Source organism: Streptococcus sp. HMSC076C08, from assembly GCF_001810825.1.
In the GTDB taxonomy this organism is placed as follows: domain Bacteria; phylum Bacillota; class Bacilli; order Lactobacillales; family Streptococcaceae; genus Streptococcus.
This window is the reverse complement of the sequence record NZ_KV802733.1, coordinates 1-15,760: the sequence shown is the minus strand read 5'-3', so window position 1 is coordinate 15,760 and position 15,760 is coordinate 1. Positions and strand designations below refer to the sequence as shown.

Below are 15,760 nucleotides of genomic sequence, written 5' to 3'. Positions count from 1 at the left end.
TTAAAAATTTACCTCCATATTTTGATACATGGGCATAAGCATTGCCGCATAAAGTAAAACGATAATCAGGGCCACAAAGATAAAGACCAGTGGCTGCACCAAATTCATGGTGCGGTTGACTCGGGTAAAAAAGGCTTCCCAAGTTTTTTCAGCATAGATTTCCAACTCACTCCCCAGCTTGGACTTGACTTCCCCATACTCGATGATGAGACTCAACTCCTTTTTAAAGAAAGGATAGGTCGCTATGGTTTGAGAAAATTCGCGGCCATTTTGCAGGGCTTGAGCCAAATCTTGACCGATTTCGTTAAAGAGCTGTGAGCCTTGTTCCTGCATGATCTGAAAAATCTGCATCAGCTCCATCCCCTGCGAAATCATATTGCCCCATTCACGCGCATAATAAGCTGTCAGATAAGTCTGGACAAAGATTCCTAGAAAGGGAATCCGCGCTAACATCGAGAAGACCCGCATCTTGGAACTTCTTTTGTAAAAAGTGAGAGCTAAAAGCAAAGATAGAGAGCAAACCAACACTAGTCCCAGAAATATTTGTGGCAGATTGCCGATGATTTGAGTGGCGATATTGCTACTGTCCAGTTGAGGAAGTAGATAGTTTCTCAACCCCAGCATGATTAGCAGGAGAAATCCCAGCAAAATCAGAGGATAGGTCGCCACTTCGATTAACTTTTTCTTGACCTTGGACAAATTATCCAGATATTCTTCTATCTTCCCCAGACTCAGGTGAAGATTTCCATGCACTTCAGCTAGAGATAACTGGGTCACAATAGCACTTGAAAAGCCCAAGCTGTCCATCATCTCTGAGAAAGATTTCCCCTGAGCCAAGCCTTGGTGCATCTGGGCCACATAGTCCTTTTCTAGCAGGGCACTTCTTCCCAAGAAAGAAATAATATCCACCAAATGAAAGCCACTGGAGAAGAGATTGTTAAACAGGGTGATGATTTTCTTCTGCTTAGCTGTAGCTAATTTTTTCCGTTTCGGCCTGAAGACTTGTGATATGTCCATCTTTAAGAAGCTGGTCAATCTGTTCATTCCACCTGGTTGGCTGGTGTTCTTGATAGTCTTTGTTTGCAAAGTCAACGATTCCTCCTCCCCCGATTAATCTCTGGTAGCAGACTCCTTGCAGAACAACTGCTAATTCCTCCTCCGTCACCCCCAACTCCAGAAGGCGTTCATAAACACCTCGGATACTCTTAGCATGAATGGTTGAAAAGACTGTCGCCCCTGTCAAACTGGCTCTGACCACTGCACGCGCTGTCTCGCTGTCACGAATTTCACCGATAATCAAGAGGTCCGGACGATGCCGGAGAGACAGTTTGATCAGATTTTCATAGGTCAAGCCAATCGCTTCATTCAACTGCAACTGGAGCATGTCTTCCTGCTTGATTTCGACAGGATCTTCGATGGACATAACCTGTTGCCCCATAAACAGAGACTTGGCTAATTCGTGCATCAAGGTCGTCTTGCCACTTCCAACTGGACCCGCAAAAAGGTAGAGGCCCCGTTGCCGGTACTGCTCACCCAGTTCATTCATATCCTGAAACCAGAAATGCAGGTCCTGCTCTTCGTCGTGCAACAAACGAATGACCAAACTCTCATGTCCCCGATAATCTCCTACGGTAGACAAACGCAGAGAAGACACCTTCTCCCCATGCTGATAGTCGCAAGAGCCCAGCTGACTACGTCTCTTCTCCCCTACATTCATACCCGCTACAAACTTAAAATGACTAATCACAGCAGCTAAAACATCAAACTCATAGGAGTCAACGAGACACCTCTCATCTCCAACCCGCATGTGAAGCTCATAGGACTTTTCCTTGGGAATGAAATAGATATCCTGAGCCTTCTTTGCTTTCGCAGTAGCAATAATTTTTTGTGCAATTTCTTGTACCATACCGCCCTCCTTATCTAACTATTCGCAAAAAAATAAAAAAAGCAACTTAAAAAGTTACTTTTTATCTCCATTTCATACGGCAAGAACGGTGTTTTTCTTGACCTGTTTGTTTTTCGTAGCCTGGACGTAGCTTTTCATCGGGGATGACTTGCTCATCCTGTAAAAGTGCCAAAGAATGATACTGTTGCAAATACTCATCACACTCATCACACCAGCGTTTATCAGCAGGATCCCAAAAAATAGTCATCAAATCACTCCGACTCTTATAAAGAGGATTCTTCTTTTCCAGCTCAAACCAGCATGATTTATAATATTTTAGAGCATCATAATACTTGTCAAAAGATTGACTCATGATGACATCTTCTTCCCAACCTTCTATGAACCACCACGGTTCAAAATCCCCATACATTTCTATAACACGATACATTCTTACTACTTCCTTTGTATCGTATATTATATCTAATTTTTTATTACAAGAAAAGGATTTTGCTTGCCTTTCCCTTTAGGAAGACTTCTTTAAATACCTTTTCAGCCTATCATAAAAATAGGAGTCCTTTATTGACCCCTATTTTTATCTTCTTAGGCTTGATAACGTTTCACACCATCTAGGTAGGTTGCTACTAATTCCAAATCTTTATCTAGTACGATAAAGTCAGCGTCGTAGCCTTCACGGATTTGGCCACAGACATCATCGATGTGAACAGATTTTGCTGGGTTGAGGCTGGCCATCATGACTGCTTCATGCGGATTCGCAATTCCCCATTCGACCACATTCTTCAAACCATCTTTGAGTTTGAGGATAGAACCTGCCAAATTGCCTGTCGATTTGAGGCGAGCAGTTCCATTAGCAACAACTACTGGGAATTCTCCCAACATGTAGTCTCCATCTTCCAAACCACCCGCTGTCATACAGTCTGTGATAAGGGCGATATTTTCAGTTCCTTTTTGTTTGAGCAAAATGTCACAGGCCTTTGGATCTACGTGGTGACCGTCACAAATCAATTCTGCATAAGTATGTGGCAATTCATACATGGCTCCTACCATACCGAGCTCACGGTGAGTCAACCCACGCATTCCATTGTAGGCATGTACCCAAACACTTGCTCCAGCATCGACTGCTTTTTTAGCTTCATCAAAAGTCGCATTGGAGTGCCCAAGAGCAACGGTCACTCCTTCACCCGTAACTGTACGAACAAAGTCTTCTACACCTTCGCGTTCTGGCGCAAGGGCGATTTTATTGAGCAAGCCATTGGCAGCTTTTTGCCAAGCACGAAACTCATCCATACGGGGGTCTTTCATATAAGCAGGGTTTTGGGCTCCCTTGTATTTCTCTGTGAAATACGGACCTTCAAAATAGATACCCCGAATTTTCGCTCCAGTTGCTTCCTGGTAACGAGCACCGATATTTTCTGTTACTGCGAGCAATTGCTCATAAGAAGAAGTCAACGTCGTTGGCAAGAAGCTCGTTACTCCCATGCTAAGGAGCCCTTCACTCATGGTATGAAGCGTTCCTTCGATGTTATTATCCATGACATCAACACCACCAAATCCATGAATGTGGGTATCCACAAGTCCTGGGGCAATGCTATAACCGGTATAGTCAATCACCTCAGCTCCCTCAGGAATCTGTTCTACATGCTTGCCAAACTTGCCATCCACAAGTTCCAAGTAACCGCCACAACGAACTCCGTGTGGGTAGAAAAACTGATCCGCTTTAATATAATTAGGCATAATGATAACCTCCTTGATAGATTGATTCTAGAATTTATTATGTCAATTACATTATAAACCTTTCTTTTTCATTTGTAAATGGTATAGACCTATTTTTCGTGGATATTTTAAAAGAGCTGGATTTCTCCAACTCTTTAATTTTATTTTGATTTTACAGGCAGTTCTTGAGCAGCCTTAACAGCAGCTGCAATCGTTTCTGCGTAAAGTTTAGCACCTTCTTCAATCATGTTGCTATCATTTCCAAAGTGGACTTGGTCGGTTCCAGCCCAGATTTCAGGGTGTTCCTTAGCAACCTTATTCCAGTCAGCGATGCTCACGTAAGGATTCTTTTCAGCTAATTCCCGTGCATAAGCCGCATACTGTTCCACTGATGTATAAGTGTCCTTGCTCTTGTCTCCCTCATAAGGCGTCACCAGTATCAGATGGTGTCCTTTCGGTAGATTGTTCACGATGCTGTCCAAATCATTCTTATAACCTTCAGGATTGTTGACTCCCGTTGCAATGACGACTGTTTTTAGCAGCGCCTTGTTCTGACTGTTATTGAGCATGATGTCATTGGCTTGCTTGGTCGTTCGACTAACCTGGGCATTGATATTCGCTTCAGGAAGTGCCTCTTGTAAGGCTGTATTGGCACGCAAGGCTACCGAATCTCCTATTAGGCTTGTTCCCTCAGAAATTCCTAGACGACTCAGTTCAGCTTGTTCAGCAAGAGTCTTTGTTTGTCCTATATTGGTCTGGGCTTGTTTGAAACCATTGACCATCAAGTCTGTCTCAAAAGCTCCAACTTGGGGAGCCACAGCTATGATAATCAAGGCAATCAAGGTAAGAATGCCAGCAGCACCAGCACTAATTGGTTTAATATGAGGCAATCGACTAATCTTCCGTATTAAAGGATTGGATTTACCGGCAATCAACGGCTCAATAATATAGAAGGATAGGATAGCAAAGAAATAAGAAAAGATGATTGTCAGAATAACAGCAGGCAGATTACTCATCAGCTGAGAAAAGATAATATAAAAAGGCCAGTGGAAAAGATAAACCGCGTAGCTAGTATCCGCTAAAAATGTAATGATCCGAGGTTCTTGTATCTCAGGCGTTTTCTCATGCAAGACACGCGCAGCAAAAATCATGGTCACTGCCGCTAAACTTGCTAGCAAGAAGCCAAATAAGTACGCAAACAGGTAGGTGAACTTGACAAAGAAAGTCAAGAGCATTAACACCAAGAGACCTGCAGCAAATACCAGTAGATTTTGACGAAGATCCCACATCCGGTCAAACTGCTTGACTAAATCGCTCGTCTGACGAACCCCCACAACTGTCGCTAAAATGCTTCCTAAAAAGAAGGGATAGACATGGGTCAAACTTGAAAAGTAGACAGATGAATAGGAACTAGCCATTAGACTACCAATAAACATGGAGAAAAAGCTAATGATAAAAGCTCCTGCAGAAAGGAGAAAGACCATCCCTCTCAATTGACTACTAGATTTTGAACGTTTCGATAAGAACCAAACCGCTAAGCCCCAAAGGATATAGTAGTGAACCTCAACAGCTAGACTCCAGTTGTGAACAAAGAGATGCGGAATGAACTGGGATTCATAACTTCCCCCTGTTAACATTTCGTAGAAGTTGGTCATAAAACCGAGAACTCCAGCTATCTGGCCACCAATTCCAGCAACATAGTCTTGACGAACCAAGAAAGTAAAAGGCATGGTCACCAAAACCATCAGCACTACAGGTGGCACGATGCGGTAAAACCGTCTCTTAAAAAAGCCCAACAAATCAATCTGATGTGCCTTCCCAAATTCTTCTAAAAGGAGGGAGGTGATCAAAAATCCTGAAAAAGTGAAAAAGACATCTACCCCAAAGAATCCTCCAGGAAAGATTGTTTGAAAGAAGTGGTACAAAAGCACCAAAAGTAAACCTGTAATCCTAATCAAGGAAAACCATTTAATACGCATACGAGTCTATTCTCCATTAAATTAGGAAGTAAAACACCACCTAATTTCCATTCCATTATACTCCCTATTCTATCAAAAAAATAGGAAAAATCCTAAGAGAAAACTTAGGATTTTGGCATTCTATTTTTACACTTTAGAAATTGCGCCCTGACTTGTTGTAGCCATATTTTTCTACAAAATACTCACGAAATTCCAAGAGATTGTCATCCATGATGGCTTGGCGGACCTGCTTCATCAGGTTGAGCAAGAAGTAGAGATTGTGGTAACTAGTCAAGCGGATACCAAAGGTTTCATCAGCCTTGAGCAGGTGACGAAGATAAGCGCGTGTGTAGTTCTTACATGTGTAGCAATCACACTCAGGATCCAGTGGCGTAAAATCTTCAGCGAATTGGGCATTCTTGACAACCAAACGACCTCGGCTGGTCATACAAGTTCCGTTACGAGCAATACGAGTTGGCAAGACACAGTCAAACATATCTACACCACGAATGACTCCATCAATCAAGCTATCTGGCGCTCCCACACCCATCAAATAGCGAGGTTTGTTTTCAGGAAGAAGTTGGGTTGTGAAGTCCAAGACGGCATTCATTTCTTCGTGCGTTTCTCCCACTGCCAAACCACCGATAGAGTAGCCAGGGAAATCCATGCTAACAAGGTCATGAGCTGACTGACGGCGAAGGTCTTCAAAGCCTGCCCCCTGTACAATTCCAAACAAACCTTGGTCATGCGGGCGACGGTGAGCCTTCAAACCACGCTCAGCCCAACGGCTAGTACGCTCGATTGATTTCTTAACGTAGTCATAAGGTTGGTAAAACTGAGGACATTCATCAAAAGACATCATGATGTCGGAGCCTAGATTATTCTGAATAGAGATGGCCTTTTCTGGCGATAGGAACATCTTGGAACCATTGAGATGGTTTTTAAAGGTTACTCCTTCTTCGGTGATATTTCGGCTATCAGCTAGGGAATAAACCTGGAAACCACCACTATCCGTCAAGATTGGTTGGTCCCAATTCATGAACTTGTGGAGACCACCTGCGCGTGCGATGAGTTCATCTCCAGGGCGAAGCCAGAGATGATAGGTATTAGAGAGGATAATCCCTGATCCCATCTCCTTCAACTCCTCTGGTGACTGGGTTTTTACAGTAGCTTGGGTCCCAACTGGCATAAACATAGGCGTTGGAAAGGTACCGTGCGGGGTGATGATTTCTCCCAGACGAGCTCCTGTATGTTTTTCTTTCTTAATCAAACGGTATTTGATTGGTGAATCTGACATTTTCTACCTCCGAAGCTGGGAAAGACAGTCCCAGTTCATACTTTGTGCCCAAAGGCATACTGTATGATTTTATCAAAAAAACCAGGAACTGTCACGAACTATGGTATAATGAGAGAATGAAATACCCAAAAATTGATTTAAAAACCATTCGTCTGCAGACGAGGCAGTTTCAGGCTGAAAATCCCCGTCTCTTTCTCGTCTATCTCTTACCTAGCATACTGGTCATCTTATCAGGCTTTCTCAACCCCTTGGCTCGTCTCCAAGAAAATGTTTTAGAGCAATCCTTTTTCAGCATGCTGGCACAAGTGCTCCAAGCCTATCTCTTCCCGCTAGTGGTTTCTTTTGTGAGCACGATTTTTCTAGCAGGTGCTGCCTTTGCGACACTCCGACTCCTCAAGGATCCTGATACAGAACTCTCAGTAAAATCAAGTCTAGCCCTCTTTGCTGCAGAGCGCTTCTCGCAAACCTTCCTAACTCTGCTCCTCAAACGTTTCTACCTCTTTTTATGGAGCATTCCAAACTTAGTAGGCGTTTATTTTCTCTTTTATAGCAATCTCTTAGCTCGGAGATTTGTCGCCCTACATCCTGAATTTCCAAAATTAAACCTCTCATCCCTTGAAACCGAGCAATTCCTTATGACCTTTGGCCTCTACTTTTTCGCGAGCCTCATCTTGATGATTGTAGGGAACATCCTCTACGTTCCGCAACATTACGCCTACTCGCAGGTAGAATTCCTCCTCTGCGACACTCTGGATTTAGGACAGGCTAAACCAAGCCAAATCCTGAGAACCAGCCGTTTCTTGATGAAAGGTTACAAATTCCAGCGCTTTGTCCTCGATTTACAACTACTTCCTTGGTACTTCCTCAATTGGATTACTTTTGGAATTGCTAGTTTTTCAATCCTTCCCTATATCCAGAGCAGCCAAATCATTTTCTATCGAACTTTGCTCGCTCTCAAACGCCGAAAAGTATAAACTTTCTACTATTATCTCAAAAAAATCAGCACTTTCTAAAGAAGGTGCTGATTTCAGTTATTTTTAAAATATAATGGAGAAACTCCTGTAACAGGACTAAGTTGCTTATTCACAATAAAGAAATAATCACATGCTGTCCATTTACCCTACCAAGGTCACATTTTCTATATTTCCTTCAATATCTGCCCTGACTTCTACCGCATGCCCAGCAAAAATATCCTCTTTATCTCCATAATAAAGAGTCAAATCCCCCGCTTCGCTGATAGACAGTTCCCCCAGATACAAGGAATTATAAAAATAGTCCTCTGTTAATACTTCGGCATCTCCGTCTGAAGCTAGCCAGTCCTCTGCTGTTTCCCACATCTCTTTTACTATAACGTCTCGGATTTCAGAGTCTCTTCGGTCAATATCCCTGACAAATGTTTTCAAGTAGCCAAATGATTTTGGTGGTAAGCTGGCATCTTCATTTGCATCCAACATCACGCTAACCCTGCTTCCCGCAAGATCCATACTTCCCTCAAACCATGAATAAGCTCTATTTAAAGTGAATTCGCCTATAGAATCTTTGATGACGACTGGTTTAACATATTCTGCAATCAGAGCTTCTAATCTACTATCCGACTGCCCATCTTCAATGTATTCCAGCAGACGATAACAGTTATTCGCTACTGCTGCCATATAAGGTTCTAATTGCCTTTGTGGTCTTTTCTGACATTTGATGTGATGAATCTGATAGGGCTCGAAACTATAGCTATAGAGCAAGCCCTTTTCTTCATATTCCTCTGGACTCACCAACCACTCCAAACGTCCCTCTATTTCCGAGAACTCCTTTGTCCCCACATTCACACTTGCTACAAAATGAACCGAAGGCAACTTCCATCCATTCTTTAAAACAGTCGCACCTCCCACATTTTGCAAAGTGATAATCAAGAGTTCAACGACTTCACCACAAAATTCTTTTTCAAAGTCATCAATGGTTTTCTCAAATGTTTTTTTCAAACTATTCATCATAGTGTTCTCACCTTCTACTAAAATAAAAATACTTGATTTTCAGTCAACTTCAGTTTGATTATAGCATAACTTTGAAAACATTTTGACTTAGAACAACAAAAAGAAGCCTCAACCTTATGAGTTTTCAGCTTCTTTTTCTATTAGTTCATTGATACGTGAACGTGATCATAGTGGTTTTCGGTTACGCTACCACGGTCTGGCATTGGATTCCACGTGTAGGCTGGTCCATATTTACTATCATATGGAGCGTAGAAACGTTGTTTCCAGATGATATAGTTGATACCACGGCTAGCCATATTTTTGACTGCATATTCTGCAATTTGATCTCCGAGTGCTGAACTCACTGGAACCATAAAGTCGATGGCCAAACCTTTACCATGGTCCCCACTGTCACCAGGACGGTAGCCACTAAAAGATGTAATTCCAAACAAGTTGGCTACTTCTTCTTTAAAGGCCGCCGTTTGTGGTTGAAGACCAGCATTCTCAGACTTAGCTACAGCAAGTCCTGCATAGTCAGGAGCCGCTGGAGCTGAATAAGTTCTTGACGGAGTTTGGCTTTGCTCTGCTTGATAAGTCGAAGTTGCAGTGTCAGAAGTTGCTGTTGATGCTGCTTCTGTTGCACTTGATTCTGTTGTATCAGCAGGTGTTTCAGTTGCTGGAGCTGAATAAGTTCTTGAAGGAGTTTGGCTTTGCTCTGCTTGATAAGTCGACGTTGCAGCGTCAGAAGTTGCTGTTGTTGCTGCTGTTGCACTTGTTCCTCTTGTATCAGCAGGCGTTTCTGCTACTGGTGCTTCCGCTGGAGTCGTTTCAGCTGTTTCTTCAGCTACAGGTGTTTCTGTAAATGGTGTCTCTTCAGCAACTGTCGCTGTCTCAGAAACTTCTGAACTTGGCGCTACTTCTGCTGGTTTTTCAGTCTCTGTTGCAGTTGGAGCTTCCTCAATTGGTTGAGAAAGGTCTTCTACTTGAACTGTTTGTTCATCAACTGTCACTTGATTTGTCGTCAAATCAGCTGTCGCAGTCTTCACTTCTTCACTAGCATCTGCTTGAGGAGCTTGGATTTCAACTTCCGTTACCTCTTCTTCCTCATTGACAGTTGTAGTGAGGACAGTATCTGGGAAAATCAAGTCCATATTGGTAATTTTGTTCAAATTAGCAAGAACCGTTACATCTACTCCCAAAGCTTCTGCAATCGTGCTCAGGGTATCACCATACTGAACTGTATAGCTGTTTTTGTTCTCGTTTTTCGTCACATCATTTTGGATTTGCTCAACGCTACGTGCTGTCCAAGAGATTTCTTGAGCTTTAGCTCCTAATGCGGGAGCAAGAGACAAGGCTACTGTTGAGGCTAAAATTATTCTTTTCTTCATTCGTTCATATTCCTTTCAAATGAGTACCTGTCTATCATAACACAAAAAAAGCAGAAAAAAAGCCCTCTCGGGCCTATTTAACAGAACTGTCTATTCCTTGTAACAAACTCGATTACTTGAAATAGTTTGTTAGGTTTCTGTCACAAAACTGACACAATCTTCTCGCCCCCAATCCTCAGAAATATGAGGAATATCTGCTAACTCTTGAATCATGTGATTCCCTTCATAAGACGACTCTAAAAAATTGATGCTTTGAAGGCCGCTATTCTGGGCAAATTCCACATCCAAAGTCCGGTCCCCTATATAATAGGTCTTCTCAGGATCCAGCTGATACTTGTCTAACAGATAGTCAGCCGCTTGTGAATTAGGCTTACGCGCAAAGCCACTCTGACTGGTTAAAATCTCTTTGAAATAGGATTCCAACCCCAAGTCTCTGAGAATGGTAAAAGCATTGTCCCCCTTATGAGTATAGACAAACTGCCGAATCCCTGCTTGGTCTGCCCAAGCTAGCACTTCACGCGCACCTGGCATCAAAACTACCTGGGCATTTTTCTCAGCCAGGCTCTGGGCACGTACCTGATTGAGCACTTCCGCATCCAGGTTTCTCTCTTCTGCCACCTGCTCCAGCAAATCCTGCACAGAAAACTTGAGGATAAACTCTCTCACTTTCTCCTTATCATAAGGAATAGAAAACTGTGCAAAGGTCTCCTTAATCCCTGACAAAATCGCTTCGTAAGAGTCCAATAAAGTCCCGTCTAAATCCCAAATAAAGGCTGTTTTTTGCATCTCCTATCCTTTCAAGCTCATATAACGCTGGTAACGGTAACGTAGAAATAACCAACGAAAACCATTATCCAAGAGAGTCCCTGCCCAAATACCAGGCAAGCCCCAACCAAGAACAATCCCCATCAGATAGGCTGTGCCAATGCGGATACACCACATCCCAATACTTGTTGCATAAAAGGGGAGGCGAGCATTCCCCAAACCCTGCCAAACTGCAGTATAGATGACTGTTCCTGTCGCCATGGGAGTTCCTAGTAGAGAAAACAGTGCCACCAAAACGCTCGCTTCGACCGCTACAGGGTCGATCGTATAGAGATGAGTCAATGGTGTCCCCAAGGCATAGATACTGAGAGTTAAGGGCAACATGAGAAGTAGAGAAAGCCAAAAGGTTTGCTTGCTCAAATCATCTACTCTTTCCCAGTTATTCTCTCCAACTGCTCGAGCTACCTGCATGACCGTCGCCGTAGCGACGCCAAAGGCAGGCATATAGTTAAACTGGGTCAAGACTTCTCCGACTGCATTTCCCGCTACTGCCTCCGTCCCAAAAGAGACGACCAAGGCAATGATCACTACATCTCCAGCTCGCATCATGAGACGTTCTCCTGCCGCTGGCAAAGCCAAAGTCAATAGTTCCTTATCTAAACCAAAAGTCGGTTTCTCAAAAGGCAGCTTTAATTGCGACCACAAAATCACAAGACCGACTAAGCGAGACAAGATAGTCCCCCAAGCAACACCCGCTATGCCCATATCAAGGACAAAAATAGCTAGACTTGAAAAAAGAATATTCAAGGCATTGGATAAAAGACTAACATAGAGAGGTAGACGCGGATTATGCGTTGCACGAATCAAGGCACCTAGACTGGTCATCAAGCCCAAGAGAACAATCGATCCACCCACCAAAGATAGGTAGAGTCCACCACTCTCGGCCACATCCTGCTCAGTTCCCAAGAGCCCTATCATCTCTTGCCCAGCAAAGAGCGATAAAGCGCCTAAAAGTGCACTCAGCAATAGGGTTATCTTGAGAGCCTCTGTCACGTGATAAGCCAACTTGGACTGATCTTTCTGCCCCAAACTTTTTGAAATAACACTGGAGATAGCAGCTCCCAGAGCGATAAAAATCGCCTGGTAAATGGTGATAATATTGCCAGCCACTGAAACACCTGAAATAGCGATTAAGCCCAAGTGAGCGACCAAGTAACTATCCACCATGCCCATAAGCATCTGCAAAAAGTTTTCACCCATAGCTGGCAATGCAATATTAAGAATGTCTTTATTTTTCTTAAACAATCTCTCCTCCTGATGAAAAGAAACTCAGTTGGTTTCCCAACCGAGTTTACTTCCTCTGTCTTAAAGTCCTAGATAAGTCTCCACCGCTGCTTGCATGTCAGCAGCTGCCACTGTTGTTTTATGACGAACTGGAGCTGTTTCAAGGCCATCAACCGCTGGTGGCACTGCCACTCCTGAAATGTCATGTAATTGAGCCAAGGCTTCAAAGTCAGTCAAGCCTGCTTTTCCTGTTACCGCTTCAACTGCAACTACTGGGAACTTGTATGGACTAGCTGTTGAAGCAATCACTGTCTTAGTCGCATCGCCAGTAGCCGCTTGGTATTTTCTATAAACTGCTGAAGCAACAGCTGTGTGTGGGTCCTCGATATAAGTATCTGTTTGATAAACACGTTTAATTTCTGCCGCAGTTTCTTCCTCAGTCGCATATTCAGCTGCAAAGAGTTCCAAAATCGCTGCATCAAAGTCTGTCAATTCATATTGTCCTTGTGTACTCAAGGCATTCATGAGTTCAGCAGTCTTAACCGCATCATTCCCCAAAAGATGGAAAATCAAACGCTCCAAGTTTGAAGATACCAGAATATCCATAGATGGACTAGTTGTCACTTTAAACTCACGTTTCTTGTCGTAAACACGTGTCTTGAAGAAGTCTGTCAAAACATTGTTGTCATTTGAAGCACAGATTAATTTGCCAACTGGAAGACCGATTTGTTTAGCATAAAAGGAAGCCAAAATATTTCCAAAGTTTCCTGTTGGTACTGTGAAGTTGACCTTTTCACCAGCCACAATCTCACCAGACTTGACCAACTGAGCGTAGGCATAAACATAATAAACAATCTGTGGTACCAAACGACCAATGTTCATAGAGTTAGCTGATGAAAATTGCAGTTTATTGGCAGCCAACTTTTCACGAAGAGCTACATCGTTGAACATGTGCTTCACATTGGTTTGCGCATCATCAAAGTTTCCATCGATAGCGATAACATGAGTATTGTCGCCAGTCTGAGTAGTCATTTGCAACTCTTGTACTTTGCTGACACCATCCTTTGGATAAAAAACGATAATCTCAGTACCAGGCACATCGGCAAACCCCGCCATAGCAGCTTTCCCAGTATCACCAGATGTCGCTGTCAAAATGACAATCTTGTTCTCTAAACCATGCTTTTTAGCGGCTGTCGTCATAAAGTATGGCAAGATAGACAAGGCCATATCCTTAAAGGCAATCGTTGAACCATGGAACAATTCCAAGTTGTATTGCCCATCCAGTTTCACCAATGGCGCAATAGCTGGAGTATCAAACTTGCTATCGTAGGCATTGTTGATACAGTAGTCCAACTCCTCAGCCGTAAAGTCATCTAAAAATGCTGATAAAACTAATTTAGCCACTTCTTGGTAAGAAGCATCTTTTAATGTGTCAAAGTCCAAATCCACCTTTGGATAAGTAAGTGGTGTAAACAGACCACCATCCGTTGCCAAACCTTGCAAAATAGCTTGGCTGGCAGTTACTGTATTGTTGGCATCACGCGTTGATTGATAAACTAATGTCATGAATCTCTATCCTTTATCTATAGTCTCTTCCATTATATCATGATTTTTCAGAAAATTCTCCCTTTATAAGAGAAATTATAATCCCAATTCTTTCTTCAAAGGCTCTAAATAAACCATTTCTTGCTTATCTCTTTTCTCCAGTCCTTCCTCAGCTAGGATGAGTAAGTCTTTAGAAAACTCGAGAACCGCAGCTTCTTCTTCATCTGTGAGTTGTTTTTTAGAAAATTGTCGCCTCAATGACTTATAATCACGACCAAATGTGGTAAAAAATGGTGCAGATTGCAAGTAAGCTTCTAACTTGTCTAAATGAACCAACAATCCCAAGTGAAAGGCAGCAGAAGCAAAAGTTCTATCTAGAGATTGCGTACACACACTACGAAATTCAATAGTCCCTCGAGTCGTTAAGTCTTGGTACTGGTAACTACGATGAGTTTGGAAATCTTCCTCCTGAGGATGAATTAACACCTCATCCCCATTAAGGGTAAATACTTGGATTTCAGGTGTAGCCAAATAGTCCCTAGCCTGAATCGGATAAAAATAATAGGTCTGCCCATCACGCTCCGCAGTAAAGATTGCAGAATGATCTAGATAATCAAAAAAATCATTCTCGTCTTTGAAGAGTCTGGCATTGACGCCTACATTTTCAGGATAAATCCCGTGCATAGACTCTTCCCAAAAAATATCCCTTGAAATCTTAGTATCCCAATCTTCCCCTGAAAACTCAGAATTGGCAAATAAAAAGGCTTTTGCAGCTTCAATTTGTGTAAAAGCATTGATAACCCGCAAGTAGTTGGACTTTGAAACGTCCAGTTGAACCTGACTTCCACAGATAAAGGCACCATACTCAGGGAAATGATGTAAATCTGATTTAGTTACATTTCTACTCAAATTCAGATAATCCATCAACATCTGATAGCGGGGATAAGCCACTGGACAATTCTCATTTTTATCCCAGTTGGGATGAATGCCGCAGCCAACAATAGCATGGTTAGCTTCACCCAACTTATTCTGAATCGTAGCCATATAGAAGTTAAAGCGTTCTTCCACCTCTTGGATAGATTCGGCCTTTCCGAATGCAAACTCAATCGTCGTATAAGCAACCTCAAACAAGATCGTATCTTGGCTGACTGGATCAAGCAACTGAATTGGATTCCCAAAATCATCCACTTTTTCGATAGTAAAGCCCAGTACTGATGGTAAATACCGAAAGAGATCCTTAACAACTTCACCATCTGTAGCTTTACCCTCTAAATTTACAATAGGATATTCTAACTCAATCCCAATAAATAAATCTGGGTTCTCTTTTATATTCTTTAAGTAACGTTTCTTTAGTAATTCAACAGACCGAGACATTAATCACCAAACTCTTTCATAATCAAAATAAATTGTGAATAAGTAATATTATACCAAAAATACACTAAAAATGATTAGAATAAGAAGAAAAAGATGATTCATCAGTAATCTGTACTTAAAGAAAAATATCAAAATCTTCACTAAATCAAAAAAACAAGATCCGAAAACCTTGTCTTTATCACTATACCGGCGGCCGGGGTCGAACCGGCACGTCCTTGCGGACACTGGATTTTGAGTCCAGCGCGTCTGCCAATTCCGCCACGCCGGCAAATAGTAACTGGGGTAGCTGGATTCGAACCAACGCATGAGGGAGTCAAAGTCCCTTGCCTTACCGCTTGGCTATACCCCAATAATATAAAATAGGCGAGTGATGGGGATCGAACCCACGCATGCCAGAGCCACAATCTGGTGTGTTAACCACTTCACCACACCCGCCATAATCATATTAACACGGGCAGTAGGAATTGAACCCACACTGAAGGTTTTGGAGACCTTAGTTCTACCTTTAAACTATGCCCGTAACTAAAGTAATGGAAGGGGAGGGATTCGAACCCCCGAACCCGAAGGAG

General features: G+C 42.6%; 13 protein-coding genes and 4 tRNA genes. 1 reads left to right on the top strand and 16 read right to left on the bottom strand.

What is annotated here, in order from left to right:
- From comGB to tgt, 6 genes are all read right to left on the bottom strand, one after another.
- The gene (gene comGB, locus HMPREF2766_RS04975; protein ID WP_000355379.1) at nucleotides 1-1,017 is read right to left on the bottom strand and encodes a competence type IV pilus assembly protein ComGB; all 1,017 of its coding nucleotides are present in this window, start codon (nucleotides 1,015-1,017) and stop codon (nucleotides 1-3) included.
- Nucleotides 965-1,906: a competence type IV pilus ATPase ComGA gene (gene comGA / locus HMPREF2766_RS04970; RefSeq protein WP_070568115.1), complete on the bottom strand. Its 942-nt coding sequence runs from the start codon at nucleotides 1,904-1,906 to the stop codon at nucleotides 965-967. Before comGA ends, comGB begins: the two co-directional genes overlap by 53 nt.
- Nucleotides 1,907-1,967: 61 nt before the next feature.
- A complete protein-coding gene (locus HMPREF2766_RS04965; RefSeq protein ID WP_000286396.1) occupies nucleotides 1,968-2,333 on the bottom strand; it encodes a DUF1033 family protein in 366 nt (121 codons plus the stop codon).
- A gap of 152 nt (nucleotides 2,334-2,485) precedes the next feature.
- Nucleotides 2,486-3,637, bottom strand: a complete 1,152-nt coding sequence (gene nagA / locus HMPREF2766_RS04960) for an N-acetylglucosamine-6-phosphate deacetylase (protein WP_070568112.1) — start codon at nucleotides 3,635-3,637, stop codon at nucleotides 2,486-2,488.
- Between the two features lie 140 nt (nucleotides 3,638-3,777).
- Entirely contained in the window at nucleotides 3,778-5,595 is a 1,818-nt protein-coding gene (locus tag HMPREF2766_RS04955) for an acyltransferase family protein (protein ID WP_070568110.1), read from the bottom strand.
- A 133-nt stretch (nucleotides 5,596-5,728) separates the two neighbouring features.
- Nucleotides 5,729-6,871, bottom strand: a complete 1,143-nt coding sequence (tgt, locus tag HMPREF2766_RS04950) for a tRNA guanosine(34) transglycosylase Tgt (protein WP_001285238.1) — start codon at nucleotides 6,869-6,871, stop codon at nucleotides 5,729-5,731.
- 116 nt (nucleotides 6,872-6,987) lie between these two features.
- Here tgt and HMPREF2766_RS04945 point away from each other — a divergent pair, with 116 nt between their 5' ends.
- A complete protein-coding gene (locus tag HMPREF2766_RS04945; protein WP_070568107.1) occupies nucleotides 6,988-7,845 on the top strand; it encodes a DUF975 family protein in 858 nt (285 codons plus the stop codon).
- A gap of 141 nt (nucleotides 7,846-7,986) precedes the next feature.
- Here HMPREF2766_RS04945 and HMPREF2766_RS04940 read toward each other — a convergent pair whose 3' ends face one another.
- The 10 genes from HMPREF2766_RS04940 to HMPREF2766_RS04895 all read right to left on the bottom strand — a co-directional run bounded on the left by HMPREF2766_RS04940 (nucleotide 7,987) and on the right by HMPREF2766_RS04895 (nucleotide 15,711).
- Nucleotides 7,987-8,856 carry a DUF2262 domain-containing protein gene (locus tag HMPREF2766_RS04940; RefSeq protein ID WP_000982055.1) on the bottom strand — a complete coding sequence of 290 codons (870 nt, stop codon included), beginning with the start codon at nucleotides 8,854-8,856 and terminating at the stop codon, nucleotides 7,987-7,989.
- A gap of 140 nt (nucleotides 8,857-8,996) precedes the next feature.
- Entirely contained in the window at nucleotides 8,997-10,223 is a 1,227-nt protein-coding gene (locus tag HMPREF2766_RS04935; RefSeq protein ID WP_070568104.1) for a LysM peptidoglycan-binding domain-containing protein, read from the bottom strand.
- Nucleotides 10,224-10,352: 129 nt separating this feature from the next.
- A complete protein-coding gene (locus HMPREF2766_RS04930) occupies nucleotides 10,353-11,009 on the bottom strand; it encodes an HAD family hydrolase (protein ID WP_070568101.1) in 657 nt (218 codons plus the stop codon).
- A 3-nt stretch (nucleotides 11,010-11,012) separates the two neighbouring features.
- Entirely contained in the window at nucleotides 11,013-12,293 is a 1,281-nt protein-coding gene (locus HMPREF2766_RS04925) for an MATE family efflux transporter (RefSeq protein ID WP_070568098.1), read from the bottom strand.
- Between the two features lie 60 nt (nucleotides 12,294-12,353).
- Nucleotides 12,354-13,838 carry a threonine synthase gene (thrC, locus tag HMPREF2766_RS04920; protein ID WP_070568097.1) on the bottom strand — a complete coding sequence of 495 codons (1,485 nt, stop codon included), beginning with the start codon at nucleotides 13,836-13,838 and terminating at the stop codon, nucleotides 12,354-12,356.
- A gap of 75 nt (nucleotides 13,839-13,913) precedes the next feature.
- Entirely contained in the window at nucleotides 13,914-15,191 is a 1,278-nt protein-coding gene (locus HMPREF2766_RS04915) for a glutamate-cysteine ligase family protein (RefSeq protein WP_070568094.1), read from the bottom strand.
- Nucleotides 15,192-15,375: 184 nt separating this feature from the next.
- A tRNA-Leu gene (locus tag HMPREF2766_RS04910) sits at nucleotides 15,376-15,459 on the bottom strand.
- A gap of 9 nt (nucleotides 15,460-15,468) precedes the next feature.
- Nucleotides 15,469-15,540 (bottom strand) — tRNA-Gln (locus HMPREF2766_RS04905).
- Between the two features lie 13 nt (nucleotides 15,541-15,553).
- Nucleotides 15,554-15,626, bottom strand: a tRNA-His gene (locus tag HMPREF2766_RS04900).
- A gap of 14 nt (nucleotides 15,627-15,640) precedes the next feature.
- A tRNA-Trp gene (locus tag HMPREF2766_RS04895) sits at nucleotides 15,641-15,711 on the bottom strand.
- Nucleotides 15,712-15,760: the final 49 nt, after the last annotated feature.

Coding starts and splice junctions, on each gene's coding strand:
- HMPREF2766_RS04955 (WP_070568110.1), bottom strand. CDS start 5,595: ATGCGTATTAAATGGTTTTCCTTGATTAGGATTACAGGTTTACTTTTG.
- HMPREF2766_RS04935 (WP_070568104.1), bottom strand. CDS start 10,223: ATGAAGAAAAGAATAATTTTAGCCTCAACAGTAGCCTTGTCTCTTGCT.
- HMPREF2766_RS04940 (WP_000982055.1), bottom strand. CDS start 8,856: ATGATGAATAGTTTGAAAAAAACATTTGAGAAAACCATTGATGACTTT.
- tgt (WP_001285238.1), bottom strand. CDS start 6,871: ATGTCAGATTCACCAATCAAATACCGTTTGATTAAGAAAGAAAAACAT.
- HMPREF2766_RS04915 (WP_070568094.1), bottom strand. CDS start 15,191: ATGTCTCGGTCTGTTGAATTACTAAAGAAACGTTACTTAAAGAATATA.
- HMPREF2766_RS04965 (WP_000286396.1), bottom strand. CDS start 2,333: ATGTATCGTGTTATAGAAATGTATGGGGATTTTGAACCGTGGTGGTTC.
- comGB (WP_000355379.1), bottom strand. CDS start 1,017: ATGGACATATCACAAGTCTTCAGGCCGAAACGGAAAAAATTAGCTACA.
- nagA (WP_070568112.1), bottom strand. CDS start 3,637: ATGCCTAATTATATTAAAGCGGATCAGTTTTTCTACCCACACGGAGTT.
- thrC (WP_070568097.1), bottom strand. CDS start 13,838: ATGACATTAGTTTATCAATCAACGCGTGATGCCAACAATACAGTAACT.
- HMPREF2766_RS04930 (WP_070568101.1), bottom strand. CDS start 11,009: ATGCAAAAAACAGCCTTTATTTGGGATTTAGACGGGACTTTATTGGAC.
- HMPREF2766_RS04945 (WP_070568107.1), top strand. CDS start 6,988: ATGAAATACCCAAAAATTGATTTAAAAACCATTCGTCTGCAGACGAGG.
- comGA (WP_070568115.1), bottom strand. CDS start 1,906: ATGGTACAAGAAATTGCACAAAAAATTATTGCTACTGCGAAAGCAAAG.